The sequence below is a fragment of the Bradyrhizobium sp. CCGUVB23 genome, from assembly GCF_024199885.1.
Lineage (GTDB): Bacteria > Pseudomonadota > Alphaproteobacteria > Rhizobiales > Xanthobacteraceae > Bradyrhizobium.
Window position 1 is genome coordinate 511577 of sequence record NZ_JANADQ010000001.1, and the last position, 17611, is coordinate 529187.

15 protein-coding genes and 2 pseudogenes are annotated in these 17611 nt (G+C 60.6%); 4 read left to right on the top strand and 13 right to left on the bottom strand.

The features are described from left to right. Positions 1-172: 172 nt before the first annotated feature. From NLN62_RS02160 to NLN62_RS02180, 5 genes and pseudogenes are all read right to left on the bottom strand, one after another. Positions 173-376: pseudogene (locus NLN62_RS02160) on the bottom strand (branched chain amino acid aminotransferase); the annotation flags it as partial. A gap of 64 nt (positions 377-440) precedes the next feature. Continuing rightward, positions 441-1733 carry an HlyD family type I secretion periplasmic adaptor subunit gene (locus NLN62_RS02165; protein WP_035663565.1) on the bottom strand — a complete coding sequence of 431 codons (1293 nt, stop codon included), beginning with the start codon at positions 1731-1733 and terminating at the stop codon, positions 441-443. Between the two features lie 8 nt (positions 1734-1741). Further along, entirely contained in the window at positions 1742-3457 is a 1716-nt protein-coding gene (locus tag NLN62_RS02170; protein ID WP_051389932.1) for a type I secretion system permease/ATPase, read from the bottom strand. A 41-nt stretch (positions 3458-3498) separates the two neighbouring features. After that, positions 3499-5298 (bottom strand): hypothetical protein, encoded by a 1800-nt coding sequence (locus NLN62_RS02175; RefSeq protein ID WP_254107190.1) that lies wholly within the window; start codon positions 5296-5298, stop codon positions 3499-3501. 25 nt (positions 5299-5323) lie between these two features. After that, the gene (locus NLN62_RS02180) at positions 5324-5632 is read right to left on the bottom strand and encodes a helix-turn-helix domain-containing protein (RefSeq protein ID WP_027525439.1); all 309 of its coding nucleotides are present in this window, start codon (positions 5630-5632) and stop codon (positions 5324-5326) included. A 131-nt stretch (positions 5633-5763) separates the two neighbouring features. On the opposite strand from NLN62_RS02180, the gene NLN62_RS02185 reads away from it, so the two are divergent. Next, on the top strand, positions 5764-6033 hold the full coding sequence (locus NLN62_RS02185) for a hypothetical protein (protein ID WP_254107191.1): 270 nt from the start codon (positions 5764-5766) through the stop codon (positions 6031-6033). Positions 6034-6716: 683 nt separating this feature from the next. Next, a complete protein-coding gene (locus NLN62_RS02190; protein ID WP_254107192.1) occupies positions 6717-7622 on the top strand; it encodes a response regulator transcription factor in 906 nt (301 codons plus the stop codon). 279 nt (positions 7623-7901) lie between these two features. Here the strand turns inward: NLN62_RS02190 and NLN62_RS53195 are convergent. The 8 genes and pseudogenes from NLN62_RS53195 to NLN62_RS02225 form a co-directional block, all read right to left on the bottom strand. Beyond that, positions 7902-8007, bottom strand: a pseudogene (locus NLN62_RS53195) (transposase domain-containing protein); the annotation flags it as partial. A gap of 261 nt (positions 8008-8268) precedes the next feature. Next, a complete protein-coding gene (locus NLN62_RS02195; protein ID WP_254107193.1) occupies positions 8269-8484 on the bottom strand; it encodes a hypothetical protein in 216 nt (71 codons plus the stop codon). A gap of 106 nt (positions 8485-8590) precedes the next feature. Further along, positions 8591-9478, bottom strand: a complete 888-nt coding sequence (locus NLN62_RS02200) for a branched-chain amino acid aminotransferase (protein WP_254107194.1) — start codon at positions 9476-9478, stop codon at positions 8591-8593. A gap of 28 nt (positions 9479-9506) precedes the next feature. Next, positions 9507-10379, bottom strand: coding sequence for an acyl-CoA acyltransferase (locus tag NLN62_RS02205; RefSeq protein ID WP_371932895.1), 873 nt, complete (start codon positions 10377-10379; stop codon positions 9507-9509). Further along, entirely contained in the window at positions 10376-11539 is a 1164-nt protein-coding gene (locus tag NLN62_RS02210) for a homoserine O-succinyltransferase (protein WP_254107196.1), read from the bottom strand. Before NLN62_RS02210 ends, NLN62_RS02205 begins: the two co-directional genes overlap by 4 nt. 27 nt (positions 11540-11566) lie before the next feature. After that, the gene (locus NLN62_RS02215; RefSeq protein ID WP_254107197.1) at positions 11567-12841 is read right to left on the bottom strand and encodes an O-acetylhomoserine aminocarboxypropyltransferase/cysteine synthase family protein; all 1275 of its coding nucleotides are present in this window, start codon (positions 12839-12841) and stop codon (positions 11567-11569) included. Between the two features lie 83 nt (positions 12842-12924). Beyond that, positions 12925-13878, bottom strand: a complete 954-nt coding sequence (locus tag NLN62_RS02220) for an amino acid--[acyl-carrier-protein] ligase (protein ID WP_254107198.1) — start codon at positions 13876-13878, stop codon at positions 12925-12927. A 32-nt stretch (positions 13879-13910) separates the two neighbouring features. Further along, positions 13911-15137, bottom strand: coding sequence for an acyl-CoA dehydrogenase family protein (locus tag NLN62_RS02225; RefSeq protein WP_256575872.1), 1227 nt, complete (start codon positions 15135-15137; stop codon positions 13911-13913). A gap of 229 nt (positions 15138-15366) precedes the next feature. Here NLN62_RS02225 and NLN62_RS02230 point away from each other — a divergent pair, with 229 nt between their 5' ends. Together NLN62_RS02230 and NLN62_RS02235 are read left to right on the top strand one after the other, a co-directional pair. After that, positions 15367-15636, top strand: a complete 270-nt coding sequence (locus tag NLN62_RS02230; RefSeq protein ID WP_254107199.1) for a phosphopantetheine-binding protein — start codon at positions 15367-15369, stop codon at positions 15634-15636. Further along, on the top strand, positions 15633-17579 hold the full coding sequence (locus tag NLN62_RS02235; RefSeq protein ID WP_254107200.1) for a long-chain-acyl-CoA synthetase: 1947 nt from the start codon (positions 15633-15635) through the stop codon (positions 17577-17579). The genes NLN62_RS02230 and NLN62_RS02235 overlap by 4 nt, the downstream gene beginning before the upstream one ends. Positions 17580-17611 lie beyond the last annotated feature (32 nt).

The window sequence follows — 17611 nt, forward strand, 5'->3', positions numbered from 1 at the left end:
GGACGAGCCCAGAGTCATCGCTGCTGAGAAGCAGGCCAGGGCGGCACAGAGCGGAAGGAGCGCTCGCATCATCGTGTTCCGGTTTGGAATTGCCTGCAGTCGCGCGCTCGCCTGATGGGGAGAGCGGCTCGCAAGCCCCGTCGCACTGCACCATCAAGGTTAGCGGGAGCTCTCACGCCGCAAGCTTGACCCCGTGCGCGAAATCCCAATACAGCTTGCGTGCACGCGCATAAAAGCGCCCGGGCACGAGTTGCCGGTCGTCGATCCGGATCACCGGCGCGACCTTGGCGAAATTGCCGGTTGAAAAGATCTCGTCCGCAGTGACGAAATCGGCATAGCGTAGCGTTGCCTCTGTCACCGTGATCCCGTCACCGCGACCGGCGTCCTGCCACACGGCGTCCACAGGCGAAGCCTCTGCGCGTTCATGGCGCTTGCTCCGATCACTTCTCCCGCATGACGCCTCGCAGACGGTCTTTGAGCGGGCGGACCAAGTAATCAAGAACCGTTCGCTCGCCGGTGGGGAAAATCACATCCGCGGGCATTCCAGCTGACAACCGATCCTTTACGAACGAGGGTATGTCATCCACGACAACCTGAGCAAGGAAGTACGGTTGCTTGGTCTGTTCGTCGATGAGGCGATCGCGGGAGATACTCTCGACCTGCCCCACAATGATCGGAAGGATACGCGTTTGAAATGAGGTGAACCTGACTTCCGCGGGCATACCAGGCTGGAGATTTTCCGTATCCTGTGGTTGCACGTGCGCCTGCACAATGAGCGCGTCGTGCTCGGGGACCACGTCAACCATGGGCTCACCCGGTTTGACGACTCCGCCAGAGGTAAAGACCCGCAGATTTTGTGCAACGCCTGTGCTGGGAGACACGATGTCCACGCGAGACAGGACGTCCTGCGCGACTCTGACTTTCTCACGAAGATCATTGATCTTCTGTCGCGTTTCGAGCATCGAGCTAGCAACATCCTCCTGGAACTTTTGGCGAAGTTGCCGGATCTGCAGACGCGCTTCTTCGATGCCGTTGCGGGCCTTTGATTCATCCGCAGTTGAGCGCCCAAGCAAGCCTTCCAGGCGACTCCTTTCGCGCTCGAGCGCCATCAATCGACTTTTCTGGGTTAGCTGATTTTCAAACAAGTGACGGACGTCAACCAATTCTTCATTTACATACTTGAGCTGATTGGCCGTTCCGCTTCGCTCCTGCCTTAGGCCCTCGATCTCCGATCGATATTGATCGATCCTGGCGTCAAGTATTTGGACCTGACCCTTGAGAGAGCCGCACCTCTCGCGAGATTGAGCCACTTGGTCGGCAATTGCCCGCTTGACGTTTGGATCGTCGGCGCGATCAAGCAGCTCCTGGGGAAATGCTATTTCGTCCTGGCCATCCCGTTCGGCGATCAAACGCGCTTCCTGGGCGATCGCTGAATCCAGCTGGTTGCGCTGCAGCTCATATCCAGCCTTTGCCTGCGTAAGGTCCAGTTGGAATAAGACCTGCCCGGCTTGGACGTGTTGTCCCTCGCGAATGCGGATTTCGCGAACGATACCACCCTCCAGATGCTGGACGGTCTTGCGGTTGGTTTGCGCGGACACAACTCCGGTGGCGGTGATCGCACTGTCCAGCCGAGCAAAGGCAGACCATCCACCTAGAACGAGAAAAGTGCCGACGATGACGACGTAGCCGGCTATGGCTGGGACTCTCCAGTCCGGAACGAGGTTCTTCTGCATCGTCGCACCTATCGGACGGCTGTTGCAGCACCGGCGACCGCAGCGATTTTCGGACCGCCCATCAATCGAGAAAGCACCTCAACGCGACCGCCGAACGCCGACACCCGTCCGGCTGCAAGCACGAGCACTTTATCCACCGCCGCAAGCATCGCGGTCTTGTGCGATATAACGACAACGGTCGAGCGCGCTCGCTTCAGCGCCTCGATCGCCTCCATCAACGCAGCTTCGCCTTCCGAGTCCAGACTCGCATTTGGTTCATCGAGTATCACGATCGGTGGCTTTCCATAGAGCGCGCGAGCCAAGCCTATACGCTGCCGCTGCCCACCCGACAGGACAAGTCCGCCTTCGCCTACCTGGGTATTGTAACCATCGGGCAAGCCTTGCACCAACTCGTGAACTCCAGCCATTTCGGCCGCAGCAAACAGCTTCTCCTCGTCATGCTCGCCGAACCGGGAAATGTTTTCTGCAAGCGTACCGGAAAACAACTCAATGTCTTGCGGAAGATATCCGATATAGGGGCCAAGCTGATCGCGATTCCAATGAGCCAACTCAGATCCGTCAATTCTGACTTTCCCAACGGCGGGTCGCCACACCCCAACCAACGCTCGTGCCAAGCTGGACTTACCTGCTGCGCTCGGACCTATAATTCCCAGGATCTCACCAGGCTGCAGGGCGAAGGAGAGTTCCCGGATAACGGGCTCCTTTCCGCCGGGGGGGATGACGAGAATATTCTCGACAGAGATCAGGCCTTGGGGCGGACGAAGCGCGATTTTTTCGCCTTCCTCGGGGAGCATTTTCACGAGATTGCTTATCCGCTCGTATGCAGCGCGAGCTGCCAGGAATGTCTTCCATTGTCCGACGGCTATTTCGACCGGGGCAAGTGCGCGCCCCATGATGATCGAGGCTGCAACCATTGCGCCTGCCGAAGTCTCCTGGTTGACCGTCAAATACGCACCAACTCCGAGTATCGCAATCTGAAGAAACGCACGAACGAACTTGCTGAATGCTACAAGAAAACCGGCCCGATCACTGGCGCCCGCCTGCAATTGCAGGCCTTCACTATGTCGATCGGACCAACGGTCCCGCAAGCCCTTGAGCATGCCCATGGCATAGAGCACGTCTGCATTCCGGAACGTAGCTGCTGCGTACGAATGGGCCTGGACCGAATTGCGAGAGGCGTCCTTCAATTGATTACGCGTCAATAGCTCGTTGGCCAACGCTAACGCAAAAATGAGCAATGCCCCCACGCCGGCCACATAACCGAACCAGGGATGCATAATGAAACATCCAGCGACAAACACAGGAACCCAGGGCGCGTCGCAGAACGCGATGAGGCCTGTGCCAGTCAGGAACTCGCGAATAGTATCGAGGTCTCGTAAAGCCTGCGCCTGGTTTGCACCCGGCTGAACAATCGTGCCGCGCAGGACCGTATCAAACAACGGGCGCTTTGCCTTGTCGGCGAACAGAAGGCCAAGCCTGACAAGGACGGACGATCGGATTTTCTCCAGAGCCGCATACACGATCAGGAGAAAGCCCGCGATCATGGTCAGCGCAACCAGCGTGCCGATGTTTCGACTGCCCAGAACCCGATCGTACACCTGGAGCATGTAGAGGGGGCCCACAAACGCCAGCAGATTTATGAAGAAGCTAAAAACAATGGCCGTTGCGAAGCCAGGGCGAATAGCCTTGGACGCGTCGGCCAAAAAAGATGGACGTTTCGACATGGCGGGCAACTCATAACAACGACTGATAGGCTTGGTCGATTTCACGCCAGAGCAGTTGAGGCGTGGTGCACATCAATTCCGACGATGCTGACCGTCGAGCCATCCGATAGGTCGAGATCGTGTGTGTTGGCGCTCATATCATTTGCGGCGTAGTTCACCTGAGCGGTTGGGTTGCCGGTCGCCGCGACCTGGCTCACCTGGGCGTTCGGGTCGCAGGTCGCCGCGACCTGGTTCACCTGAGCAGTCGGGTCGACGGTCGCCGTGACCTGGCTCACCTGAGTGGTCGGGTCGGCGGTCGCCGCGACCTGGTTCACCTGAGCAGCCGGGTCGACGCTCGCCGCGAGCTGGTTCACCTGAGCGGTCGGGTCGACGGTCGCCGCGAGCTGGTTCAGCTGAGCAGCCGGGTCGACGCTCTCCGTGACCTGGTTCACCTGACCGGTCGGGTCGGCGGTCGCCGCGAGCTGGTTCACCTGAGCAGTCGGGTCAACGGTCGTCGCGAGCTGGTCCACCTGAGCGGTTGGATCGACGGTCGCTATGAGCTGGTTCACGTGCGCGGTTGGGTCGACGGTCGCTGTGGGCTGGTTCACCTGAGCGGACGGGCCGACGGTCGACGTGACTTCGGGCTGTAGATCCGACACCGGCGTCTGGGTCGCGTCAGCCAGACTTGTCACGTTAGGGATCAAAGGAGTGGTGGTGGTCGTATCCGCATGCGCAACCGCTGTGGTCGGCGCCGTCGAAACATGCTCAGGAGCAGGATGGTCCGGCGGCAGATTTGACGGGGCGGAGGAACTGACAGGATCGTGGGTGACGGTTCGTTCAGCCTGTTCCCCGGCGGCAATCGGGAAGCCGTCCCCCTGCTGCGGGTGAAAATCCGCCAGCTTCAAATCGAAATCATGCTCGGCACGGACTACGTCATGCGCCGAACAGGCCGCCACACTATCGTGATGAGATGGCTCGGGAAGGGGACCAAACGGCTTGGCCACCAAGCCGGCAATCGCCGGCTCATTGAAATGGTGAACGGCGTCCTGCCCGTCAAGATGAAGCGCCGCCGCAGCCAAGACGGACCGATCATCCGTGCCGTGAAACGCCTGAAAATTTTGCAGCAAGCTGTCGTCGGCGACAGCCTGTCCAATATGTGGACAGTGCTCACCGTGGGCGGGCTGTGCATGATCGAGTGACACGAGATCATCAGACGGCTTGCTAACCGAACCGCCTATCGCCAGGCTATCCCAAACTGAAGCGATTACGATTGCGGAATATGTCGCCGCAAGATCGTGACGATCGAGGAACCACCCGAACGACTTCTCCGGCCGGCTGCCGTCGTCGGCAGTCGCATTCAGTTCACTGCTCTTGACGTAGCCCGTGACCACCAGGGCGGCCAACAGTGTGGCGGGATGCAGAAAAACGGTCGATCGCGACGAATGCTGCTTCGGCAAAACGTACGGATGGGAATCCAGCAACTCCCGCACCAGCCTCTCGAAGTTTCGGCCGCGAAGTACTGCTTCGGTGAAATTCGAAGCGACAACGTATTCCCCGTCGATGCGGGCAAAGTGAACGATTACCTCTTCGTTGTCTTGCCGGAAGAAAACAAACCAGGGCTCGCCCTCGTCGGTGAGCCCACGATCTGTTGAAATCCCAACTCCGGATTTTGTCAGGGCATCTTCCACCCTGTAGAATTCCGCCAGCTCCGGCTGGCTCCAATCGCCTCGCTCGTAGGCCCGAAAAAAGGTAAGAACCTGATTACTCTGCAACATGAAAGTACTCAGCCCAATGGTGAACTCGCTGCGTAACAACCGCCCATCGTCGATGCGGCCAAGCTCCCCCAGGACCGGAAAGTACAATCGAAAGTGTTGATGCCCCTGGGGCCTACCTCTTGTCGCTCTTTCCGAACAATATCGAATGGGTGACCGGATCGTAGCACCTTAGGAGATTTCTGACGAAAACCTTCGGCTCTACGCCCAAAACCTCGGCCCACACCAAATATCGGTCGGGGGGGATCCGGCCGCGCCCTGACTCCAATTGAGAGATGAAGGTGTAATAATTCCCGCCCACCTTCTCAGCCATCTGGCGCTGCGACAACCCCCGCCTTTCCCTCAGCTCTTTGAGCCAGAGGCCCGCCTCTTTACGCAACTCAACAACCTCTGGCGATGAAATTTGCTGATGGCTTGAATACATCACTCCACCAATGACATTGCCCCAAATCACTGGCCGGCGGGGCGTGAAAAAATGGCAACCGTGTATAGTGTTTTTGCTACCAATTGTAAATATCCATGCCGCCAGGAATTTTTCTCCGTGAGAATACGGACGTGACCAAATACGGACGAGGGGCGGAAATCTACCCCGCACATTCAATACAAGGAAAAACACCAAGCGCCTCGATCAAGATCGGCGGTGGCAAAACCCGGCCCAAGGCGCAAGCCGGGCGTCCCAAGAAGGCCAACGGCTCAAGATGCGAGATCGTGCGCCGCGACTACCCGGACCGTGACCATCCGAAGCTGCTCGAGCACATCGTCGACCAGCCCGCAAACGCAGCAGCAACGGCGGTTCGTAAGTCGCACGCCGGCGGTGGCGGATGACCTTCTAGCCCAACGAATCGATACCCGGATTTGTGAGCAAGACGGAGGAGCCGCAACGCTGTCGCGCGGCTTCCACTCTCATTCGCCATTGTCGCGTCGAAGTCTGCGCACCACGGCCAACAGCGGCGTCAGAAAGTACGAGCCTGATCGCACCGGTTTCCGAGTTGAAATATAGACTACCCCCTATTTTGATTTTGTGATCGAGGGCGAAAGGGCACCGCAGATTCCGCTTGCGTCGATGGCTAAGCAGTATTAACTTTACTGTACACCAGACAGCCCGGGGTATTGCGTACCGGTCTCAGTGTCGGTCCCCGCTCCGGCTACTCCGGAGCGGGGTCTGCCTTCAAGGATGGAGGGAAAGAATGGAACGGTTGTACCTGGGCATCACTGTTACCAGCACGTTCACGCTGGTCACGATGGCGTTGATTCTAGTGTTCATGCGATAAGGCCGTCTCAAGTTGCTGGCATCTCGTCTTTATCCCTCAGGCGGCATGAGTGTTGCTCACATCAAGGCAAACAGGATGACGCGAGCAACCAGCACGATGGCGCCTTCCTTGGCGGCGTTCTACCTTAGACGACAGCATTGAACGAAAAGACTTCACCTCCGAGCCCATTTTTTTCGTGCAGTTCGCTATTTTGAATCGCCTGTCGAAGTGTCAGTCTTCGTCAGTTGGGAGAGTGATATGAGGCGTCAATCTTTTGCAACGGTTCTTATTGGGAAGAATATTTTAGTCAGGGAAGGTATTGCCCAAATCCTGCGTGCGGAACGTTTCCGGATCCTGGCTTCGGTATCAAGCGTGGATGAATTGCCGAGCACGCTTCAATCGCCCCAGCCGCTGTTTCTTATTGTCCATGCCGGAGATGATTTCGATCTCGCGGCAGAACACATCGGGCTGGTGAGGGATCAGCATCCGGGTGGACGCATAGCGATAGTGGCCAATCGCGATCGGCCCGCCGAACTGGCTTTGGCATTTCGGGCGGGCGCCAACGGCTATTTCGTGAACGTCAACTGCTGCGATGCATTCATCAAATCGATCGAACTGGTGGCGATGGGTGGGACAGTCTTCCCGCCGGCATTTCTATCGTTCGCTCTCGATACCAAAACTGACCACGGAAGCAAAGCAGCGATCCACGATGAAAACGAGGGGGCGATCTTCGTCACCACGGACGACACGGTCGCGCCGCAGCTCTCGCCGCGGGAGAAATCAATTCTGCGCTGCCTGATCGAAGGCGATTCCAACAAAACCATAGCCCGAAAGATCGATATCGCCGAGGCGACGGTGAAGGTCCACGTCAAGGCGATCTTGCGCAAGATCCGGGTCCAGAACCGGACACAAGCGGCAATTTGGGCAATGAACCATGGGGCGCTGGCACGTGCGGAAATGAGCGATGCGCCGCCCTCAGGCCGCGACATCGACCGACGAACGCCGGAGGTCATCGACGTCATCTCCAATGTCAAGCAAATTGAGGCGCCGGGCTCACGTGAATTGATCAACGGCCAGGGTAATCACGTTGGCGCACCTCGCATCGCCAGCTTCGAGGTTGACGTTCGAAGGTCAGAAGCACTGTTCCGCAAAAACCTCAGTTGAAAGACGTAACGGGCGGGGACGGTGCACCAACTGAGCCGTGCCGCCGACTTTGTCTGGCGATGGCGGCACGCGTTCATTGGGCAGGCACACCGATTTGGTGGGCCCGTCACTCTGCGCCTCCGACGCGTCGTGCTGCCACACAGGACCCAGCGCGGACTCGCCACCAGGCGGGTCCGCGTGCTGGCGGCGATACCCTCGACAAATTGATCCACTGTTTGCAGTTAAGTTGCCCGTCGCCATAACGCTGCTGACCCGGAGTAAGCGTTTAGCTGAAGCCGTTCAGGTTTTGAAGTTCCAGGGCATGAGCGCGTCGATCTGAGATCGGCCAGCCCTGAGCGACGATCCGTTCGAGAGTCTGTGTCAGCCAAGCGTGCGGATCGACGTCAGGAGCGATCATTCCCGGCACCTGCGCCTTGCGGCCAGGGCCCTGGGGTCGGAAGTGCCGGACGCATCCGTGTGGTCTCGGGCGTGACCTTTGTGCCGAGCGAATTGCGTGGGTGCGTGTTGGAGACGACAATGCTTTTCAGGAGGCCCCCATGCCGACGCTTACGTCCGGAGTACCCTTTTTTGCACACCGACGTCAGCGCCAAAGGCGATCGTGCCGCCCCATAGGGGGACGATAGGTTCGATGCGGGAGCGGATCGCATTAGTACACGCACTGTCGGACGTAGTAGCCGCCGCTCACCCGTATCCACTGGCACGGGCTCGGCGGAGGCTCCTTGATGATGAAGAATCCGTGATAGTCGATGTTGGTTGGCGCGGTCAGGCCGCGCCAGAACACCGCATTGGCGTCGGGCGGGCTCAGAGTCATCGCTGCCGAGAAACAGGCCAGGGCGGCACAGAGCGGAAAGAGTGTTCGCATCATCATTTTCCGGTTTTAAGTTGCTTGCCGTAGCGCGCTCATCCTGATTGGTCCCGAAGAGGGTCGCAAGTCCTATCTTGCCATCAAATGGCCCTGCGGGGAGCTCTCACGCCGCAAGCTTCGCCCCGTGTGCGAAATCCCAATAGAGCTTTCGCGCACGCGTAAAAAAGCGCCCGGGCATGAGTTGCCGGTCGTCGATCCGGATCACGGGCGCGACCTTGGCGAAATTGCCGGTCGAAAATATCTCGTCCGCAGTGACGAAATCGGAATAGCGTAGCGTTGCCTCGATCACCGTGATGCCGTCACCACGCAAAAGGTCGATCACGCGTTGCCGCGTGATTCCGTTCAGGAACGTGCCGTTCGGCGCCGGCGTATAGACAACGCCCGCTTTCGTCATGAACACGTTGGAATTGCCGAATTCCGCAACGTTACCGAGCATGTCCAGCATCAGGCAATTCTGGAAGCCGCGCGAGGCAGCCTCCCTGAGCGCACGGGAGCTGTTCGGGTACAGACAGGAGGCCTTGACGTCGGCCGGCGCGCATTCGGCGGTCGGTCTGCGAAACGGCGACAGCGTAATCGCGCTGCCGACGGGCGCCGGGATCGGCGATTCGTAGATGCAAAGGCACCAGTCGGTCGTTTCCGGATCGAACAGCACGCCGCCGCCGATGCCGTTCTGCGGCCAGTACATCGGGCGGATGTAGAGTTCGGCATTGGCCGCGAAACGGGCGATACCTTCACGCGCCAGTCCGAGCCATGTGCCGAGATCGACGATCGGCTTGAGCCCGAAGTTGAGAGCAGATTGATTGACGCGGGCGCAATGACGATCGAGGTCGGGCATGACGCCTTCAAAGGCGCGCGCGCCATCGAAGATGGTCGATGCGAGCCAGAGCCCATGGGTGCGTGGCCCCATGATCGGCAAATTGCCCTCGTGCCACTCGCCTCGGAAGAATGTCCATGTCCTCGAATGGCTGACGGGCTTGGCGTTGGGAACCATGACGAACCTCCATTCTGGGACGACTGAGTTATGGTCCGTAGATCACCAGCTCGGTATCCGACAGATCGGCAAGCCGGGGGCAATGCGGTCCCATGAAGTATTTGCGGCGTTCCCTATAGAGGCCGACGAGCTCCTTCATGCGACCGTTGGCGTCGAGAGCGACGGAGATTCGGCCGCGCCAGAGCAGGAAGCGGCCGATGGCACCGGCGCAGGCGACATAATCGGCCACGTCACGGCAGTAGATAAGCTGTATTACTGGAGGCGCGATCCGGCTTTTGATGCGCATCGACTGCAGGACGAAGGGATCGCAGCGGCCGTCGGCCGCGCGGCACACCAAGCTGAGGCAGCCGTAGGCTGCGTGACGTGCAAGCAGAGCGACGTCAGCTTCGGACAAGCCGTCGACCGCCTGCGCATCCTGCCGGACGACTTCGACGCGCATATCCCTGACCGGACGCGACAGCGCCGGAAAGGAGAAGAACAGGCCGCCGCAGTAGCTGCGGAATCCCTGTGCTTCGATAGCTCGCCAAGTCCATTGCGCCGGACTGATATTGACGTAGGTGACGTCCTTGTGGCGCTGCGCGACCTTGGTCAGCATCGGCGCATAGCTGCGAAAGGCAGGTTCCACATACCAGCTGGAAAGATTGCAGCGGATCGAGACACGGCCGTCATCGTTCCGTGCGGTGTGAATCAGCAGCAGGGCGCCGACGGGTGTCCGATCATGCTCCAGCATGTAGCCGAAGCGCGGGAAACTGTCGGGCGTCTCGCGCACGGACAGGCGCCGGAGTCCGTCGATCCAGTAGTCGCGCGAGCGGATCGGAAAGCCGCGTGTCAGAAGATCGGCAATGGCATCAAGATCGGCTATTTCTATCTCGCGGCACCGGATCATGGTCCGAACTCTCATTCACAATGGAGCCGCGTCTTGTTCTTGGTAAGGTTTGGCAACCGCGCCAGGCGAGCGGATCGAGCGGCAACCAACTTGCGTCCGTTGCGACGCGCCGGAACTCCGGCTGCGGAGAGAGCCGCTTCTCGCGCCCCCAACGGCTTTGAGCGTCCGGCCCGCTGCGACACCATGTACAATAGCCAGTTGCGGTAAATGCGCTTGGCCGGCAGGTGCCAGACGTTGTTCACGTCCTTCGTCACTTGATCGGCTGGAAAGTCGGCGAAATGCTCCGGGCGTCTATCTGAGAGGGCTTGCTGCCGGAAAGCGATCAGTATCTCTTCCGCGTCCGTGTTCAGATAACCCCTTGGTATCGTCGGACAGACTTCATTCTCTCCCCGGAGGAAGCGACCCATGTCCCTTCTATATTCGCCCAACAGGCTCAGGGATTCGTATTCCGGGTGGCCCTGGAAATGGACGAAAAGGCTCTTCTTCTGCTGCTTGACGAAGCAGTCGACCCCCGCCTCCGCCGACCCGGACAGAACCGAATATCCGCAGTTCAGGAGATCCACCTCCCGCACCTCGTTCCATCGAGCGTGCGGTATTCTGAAGGTCGTCGGAACATCCTGCATCAAGGAATGATGTCTCCTCTTTGTTTGAGCGAAGACACCGAAGCACTTGGCAGGCAGCTTGTGCCGCGCAACGCCGTCCAAGTGCAGGACGGCCCCATGGACGGCCAGACACGAAAACACCGACGACACGGTGTTCTCCCTCGCCCAGTCGGCGATCTCTACGAAGGTGCTCCAATATGGCTCTTCAGTCAGGCTGGCGGCTTTGGGTTCGGCGCCGGTCACGATCACCCCATCCAGCCTCCTGTTCAGGAGATCGTCGATGCCGCGGTAGTATCGACGCACGTAATCGCGCCCCCATTCCGAACGGGGGGTCGCTTCCATTGTATAGAAATGCAGCCTGACGAGAAGTCGTCCGGCCGCCGCATCGAGCAGATCGAACAGCTGACGCTCGGTCGACATCAAGGCAGCATCCGACATGTTGTTGATGAGCCCGATGTCGAGACACTCCACCCCCACCCGCTTTCCGGCTGACGCCTTTGCATAATCGCTTCCGCGCGAGCCTCTCGATAAGAGGTGGTGTTCGTACGAATCTACATCAATTAAAACAGCCATCCGAATACCTTCACGGTTGACGAAACATCAATTCGCAGCACAGAGGGCCTGATCGAGATCCGCGATGATGTCGTCGATGTGCTCGATTCCGACGCTGAGCCTGATCATCTCCGGCCGCACGCCGGCTTTGTCCTGCTCTTCGCGCGACATTTGCCGATGGGTGGTCGATGCGGGGTGGCAGGCGAGCGATTTCGCGTCGCCAATATTGACCAGCCGTTTGCAGAGCTTCAGCGCGTCGTAGAACCGCTTGCCCGCCTCGAAGCCGCCGGCCACGCCAAAAGTCAGCAGCGAACACGCCCGGCCGCCCAGATATTTCTGCGTCAGGGCGTAATAGGGGCTGTCGTGAAAGCCCGCATAATTCACCCACCCGACAGCGCGATTATTGCGCAGGAACTGCGCGACCTTCTCGCCATTATCGACGTGCCGCTCGATCCGCAGCGCGACGGTTTCGATGCCCTGGAGCAGCAGGAAAGCGTTCATCGGCGCCAGGACGGCGCCGGTGGTCCTCTGGGAGACGGCACGGCAACGCGCAATGTAGGCAGCGGCCCCGTAACGCTCGGTGAAGACCAGCCCGTGGTACGATTTCTCCGGCTCGTTCATCATCGGGAAGCGCCGGCGATGCTCCGCCCATGGGAACCTGCCGCTGTCGATGATAATTCCACCGAGCGTGGTGCCATGCCCGCCCATGAATTTCGTCAGCGACTCCACGACGATGTCTGCGCCATATTCGATCGGCCGGAGCAGGATCGGCGTCGGCACCGTGTTGTCGACGATCAGCGGGACGCCGTGCCGGTGCGCGACGTCGGCCATCACCTCGATGTCGCAGACATTTCCGGCCGGATTTCCGACGCTCTCGCAGAACACCGCCCTCGTATCGTCGTCGATCAGTCTTTCTACGCTCCCCGGCCGGTCGTCCTCTGAAAACCGGACCGTAATGCCCTGCCTCGGCAGGATGTGCGCGAACAGCGTATGCGTGGTTCCGTAGAGCTGCGGGACCGAGACGATGTTGGTGCCCATCTCCGCGATATTGACCACCGCATAGTTCACCGCGGCCTGACCACAGGCCACGCTGAGTGCCTCGATGCCTCCTTCCATGGCCGCGACGCGTCTCTCAAGCACCGCATTGGTCGGATTGCCGATTCGCGTATAGCGGAAGCCATCCACTTCAAGATTGAAGAGCGCGGCTCCATGGTCAGCGCTGTCGAATGCGTACGAGGCGGTCTGATAGATCGGCACGGCAACGGACTTGGTGACCGGATCGTCCTTGAAGCCGCCGTGGATGGCGATGGTCTCTCTCCTCATTGAGGAGGGTCCTTCGACTCTTCGATCCCGGGCGACCTCGGGATGTCCCTGGCGCATTGCACGTTCTCCAATTCCGACGCCGCCTACTGGTCGTTTCGCGGGAAACCGAGCAGGTCCCGCACTGCGGTCGGCCAGCGGGTGGTGTTTACGCCGTGCGTGTGGAACATGGCGACCGCGAGACGGTCCATTCCGAACGCCACGCAGGCGGTATGGGTCGGCTCGCCCGCCGCGTCCACGATGCCCCAGGCCGCACCGAAATGCTCGCGGTGATAGTTGAAGCTCATGCAGGCAGTCGGCTGCTCCTCGGAGCGCAGAGGCACCAGCAGTTCGAATTTCAGCGACATTTGCTTTTGGCTCAGGGCCATCATCTGGCCGACCCGGCCGAAGAACGGATCGCTGGCGTAGTCGATCCTGAAGGGCAGCCCGAGATCGCGAGCGATCTCCTGAGCCCGCTCGATCCAACGCTCCCGGAACGTGAAAGCCCGATCGGGGCTGCCGATGCAGACGAATTCGCGCATCCTGAAGGACTGCAGCCGGTCGAGATGGTGCGAGGGCTCGCGGCGGAAGCAATCGGCGGCCACGTCGAAACGCCAACCGCTTGCCGGTACGGGACCGCGGCTCGCTGCGATCGGATAGACCGGATAGCAGGCTGCCGGCGACAGCACGAGGTCGGCCGGTGAAAGCGACTGCGTCCAGTCGCCGCCGGCCTCGAAGCGGCTGACTGCGGCATGGATCTCGCTATCCGTGCCGTGCAAGCCGCAGACGCAACCCAGGAGGTTCGGAAAGCTCTTCAGATAGCCCGACCTCTCAAGCTGCGCGCGATTCATGACGGGGGGGAAGCGCATCACCTCGGTGTCCGCTTCGCGATGCCGCGAGATCAGCACCGCGAGCCGCTCTACGACGTCTTCATAGAGCGCGGTGCGACCATAGACCCCCGGAGAGCCCATCTCGTGGAACAGCAGATCGGTAAGATGGTCCAGCGGATCGGACGGACGAGAAGCGGCTTCCGGCGTTGCGGGATACATGGCCACGTTCATATCGAGACCCATTTCCTTTCGAGGACCAAATATCAATCGCGCAGGGATTCCGGGACGGCGCTCATCAGCGTAGCGGTACCCATGCTGGCGAGGATGCGATCGTTGTTGATCATGATCGGAGCTGAAAGCACGTCGCGCAAATGGCGGCCGATACTTACGTCGGTATCGTTGCGATAACCGGACAGACCGCAGGCGCGCATCGCGTGCATGACGGTCGCGACCGCGAGCTCGGAGGCCTCGACCTTGAGAAGATTGATCGAAGACTGGAAGTCGACGGACGACAGCGCGCGCTCGTCCCGTTCCCGAGCTTCATAGAACTGGAGATTCGCGGCAATGATGGCGCGCAGTTTCGTCAGCGTCATTTTGGCCGCGGTGAAATGCGCCGCGCCGGGAGGCATGTTGCCGCCCGCCCCGCGGGCGGCCTTGCGGATGAAGCGCTGCGCCCGGTCCGCCGCCGCAGCCGCGATTCCCGCCCAGACCGAGGACCAGCACAAATGGGCGACGGGCGTCATTGTCTGCGAATGGATCCTTTCGTATGGCACCGGGAATATCTGGTCCGCAGCGCCTCTGAAATTCAGCTTGAACCCGGCGCTGCAGGTCCCACGCATGCCAAGCGTCTCCCACGCGAGAGTGGGTTCCAGCGTATAGTCGTCGCGGGTGATGGCCAGTAGCACCTGATCGGATCCGGCGGCAGAGTCGGAACGCCGGGCGACAGTGACGATGCCGTCCGCTTCGGCGCCGTACGAAATCACCGTCGCGTCGCGCACCAGCGAAATCTCGGCACCAGCGCGCTCCACTGCGGCCGAACTGAACCGTATGTTGCCGCCGTTCTGGCCCTCCGTGGTCGATGATGCCAGCAGCAGCTGTTCGGCAGCCACGCGGCGCATGAGACTTTCGTGCCAGCCGCTGCTCCTGCCGTGGCGGACCAGACACGCGATCTTGGTCTGATGCATCGCGAAGATCATCCCGACCGAGGCGCAGGCGCGGCCGAGCGCGTAACACATATCGGTCACCTCGGAGATGGATGCACCGTCTCCGCCGAACTCGATCGGAATCTGGGCGCCAAGAAGTCTCTCCTTGCGCGCCGCGTCGATCGCCTTCCGGGGGAAGCGCGCCTCGCGATCGACCGCCTCGGCGTCCATCGCAGCGACCTCCGCGACATTTGCCGTCCGCTGCCGGAACGAGGAGCCGTCGGGAGAGGATGCTGCTCGGCCAATTTCCGTGGCGATGTCGCGGAACTGGACTTCCTGCACACTCATGGCCAAAGCCTCGGGTTCATGGTTGGACGACGCGCACCAAGCGAGATGATTCCGCTGAAAATCGACAACTAGCCCACTTCCCTGGTTGCGTCGTTGGCGCAAAAGTGGGTGTCAGGGAGCTTCTACCCCCGAGCGAGGTACCTCCGAAGCAGAGCTATTGACCGGAAGTGCAGTTGGGTATCGTCGGCCGATTGTGATCACGCCCCGGTCACGGCGAGGGACCGTTGAAATGCATGACATTACCGTCAACGTTCAGAACCGTGTTCTATCCGTCGTCAGGAGCGTCCTCGAGCAGAACGCGATCACCGCCGACGTCCACCCGGAGTCGCGGCTGGTGGATATCGGGCTGAGCTCGATGGGCATGGTCGAGCTGATGCTCAAGGTTGAGGCCGAGTTCGATCTCATTCTTCCTCAACTCGAGATCACGCCCGAAAATTTTCAATCGGTGAAGACGATGGAGCGGATGATCCTCAACCAGCTCGGACCCGGGTCGGGATGAAGCCGATTGAACAGAGATTCTGCTTCGACAACGAAGCAGGCCGCATCGACGATGATTGCACGGTGGCCCTGGCCGCGACCTCGCCTACTGGCGAGCAGGTGTGCGCAGATGTTGATCCAACCCAACTGCATTCAGCCGCGATCCAGCGGGCGACCGGACGCGACGCGCCGCAGCGCAGACGTTCCGCCGCCAAGACCTGGCTGCAAGCCTTCGCACTGACCGCGCGGGTCGAAGCGCAGCCGCATCGGTTGTTCGCCGACATCGTGGAAGAATGGGCACAGCGTCAGCCCAAGCGACCTGCCCTGCTCTCGGACGACCAATCCTTCACCTATGAAGAACTCACCGCCCGGATCAACCGGTATGCGCGCTGGGCGCGCAGCCTCGGCCTTCATGAAGGGCGCACCGTTTGTCTGCTGATGCCGAACCGACCGGACTACCTCGCCTGCTGGCTCGGCATCAGCAGGGTCGGCGGGACGGTGGCGCTGATCAATACCAGGCTGGTCGGCCGGTCGCTCGCCCACTGCATCGACGTCGCGCAGGCCGATCACGTCATCCTTGCGGCCGATTGCGTGGATGCGTTCGAGACCGCACGTCCGTACCTGCACCGCCTGCCGCAAAGCTGGAGCCTCGGCACCGGCGACCCAGGCCGCGATCTGGACGCGGCGCTCGCCGCCTTCGAGCCAGGCTCGCTGTCCTCCGCCGAGCGTGGCGACGTCACGATCGATGGACGCGCGCTCCTCATCTACACCTCGGGCACCACGGGGCTGCCGAAGGCCGCGAACGTCAGTCATCGCCGCATTCTCACCTGGGGCGGATGGTTTGCCGGACTGACGGACGCGTCCACCAACGATCGTCTCTACGATTGCTTGCCGCTCCACCACTCCGTGGGCGGCGTTGCTGCTCCCTGCAGCATGCTCTGCGCGGGCGGTTCGGTCGTGGTTGCGGAGAAATTCTCCGCTAGCAGCTTCTGGGACGACATCGTGCGTTTCGACTGCACCATCTTCCAGTATATTGGCGAGCTCTGCCGCTATTTGCTGAAGACGCCGGCGTCTGAACGAGAGGTGCGGCACGGGCTGCGGCTGGCTGTCGGCAACGGATTGCGCGGCGACATCTGGGAGATGTTCGCCAGCCGGTTCGCGATTCCGCAGATCCTCGAATTCTACGCCGCAACGGAAGGCAATTTCTCGCTGTTCAACGTCGAAGGAAAACCCGGCGCGATCGGCCGGATTCCGCCGGTGCTGGCGCATCGCTTTCCCGCCTCGATCATCAAGATCGATGCCGACAGCTGCAGCCCGGTGCGCAGCGACGCCGGGCTCTGCATCGCCTGCGCCCCCGGCGAGACGGGCGAGGCTGTCGGGTGCATCGGCGGCGCCGATCGCGCCGGCGTTCCTTTCGAGGGCTACACCGATCCTGCCGAGACGGAGAAGAAGATTCTGCGCGACGTCTTTACCCAGGGCGATGCCTGGTTCCGCACCGGTGACCTGATGCTGCGCGACCAGCAGGGCTACTTGCACTTCGTCGACCGCGTCGGCGACACCTTCCGATGGAAGGGCGAGAACGTCGCTACCAGCGAAGTGAACGACGCAATAAGGGACTGCCCCGGCGTTCTCGACGCCTCGACCTATGGAGTTGCCGTCGCCGGAGCCGACGGCCGCGCGGGCATGGCGGCTTTGGTGGTGGACCGAGGTTTCGATTTCGGGATGTTCACGAAATACCTTTCGCAACGGCTTCCGTCCTATGCAGTTCCAGCCTTCGTCAGGTTGTGCCGGGCGCTAGAGTCGACCGACACCTTTAAGCAGAAAAAGCAGGGGCTGATCCGCGAGGGATTCGATCCTTCGGTCGTGGACGATCCGCTGTTCCTGCGCGATCCAGCGACCGGCGACTATCGTTCGATCGACCGGGCCGTCTATGCGCGCATCGTTGAAGGCGAAATCAGGCTCTAACATCGGCCCGGAAAGCCGAAATGTGAGGTGTA